The 615-nt window shown below is 63.3% G+C and carries 1 protein-coding gene; it reads left to right on the forward strand.

The genetic code is table 11. The features are described 5' to 3' along the window. Positions 1-615 (forward strand): condensation domain-containing protein (locus tag AWB80_RS42845; RefSeq protein ID WP_208635781.1); only part of this gene is annotated, 615 nt, incomplete at both ends.

A 615-nucleotide genomic window follows, 5' to 3' on the forward strand; every position in this document is an offset into this window, starting at 1 on the left:
ACCCTCGCGCAGTGCTTCGCCAGCGTGCTCGGCCTCGAACGCGTGAGCGTGTTCGATAACTTCTTCGCGCTCGGCGGGCACTCGTTGCTTGCCACGCAACTCGTTTCGCGCTTGCGTGAGGCACTTTCCATTGAAATGCCTTTGCGTGCGCTGTTCGATGCACCCAGCGTTGCCACGCTCGCTGAAGCGCTGGGGGAATCGCCGCGTCAGGTCAGTGCTTTGCCGCCCTTGCAGGCACGCCCGCGTCCCGCGCATTTGCCGTTGTCCTTTGCGCAAGAACGTCTGTGGTTCCTCGAACAACTCAACCCCGGACAATCCACGTATCACATCCCGATCGCCCTGCGTCTGAGCGGCACGCTCGATGTTCGCGCGTTTCATGCTGCCTTGAACGCGCTCGTGGCCCGTCACGAGAGCCTGCGTACGTCCTTCGCTCAACACGATGGTCAAGCCGTGCAGCGCATCACTGCGGACCTGGAACTCGCGCTGCCGCTGGACACGCTCGCACCCGATACCCAAGCCACTGAAATCCGACGCCTCGCGCAAGACGAAGCCCGACGCCCCTTCGATCTTCAACACGGCCCCTTGCTGCGCGCCCGATTGCTGCGCCTCGCAGAA

Origin of the sequence: Caballeronia pedi (assembly GCF_001544915.2) — a bacterium.
Taxonomy (GTDB): Bacteria; Pseudomonadota; Gammaproteobacteria; order Burkholderiales; family Burkholderiaceae; genus Caballeronia; species Caballeronia pedi.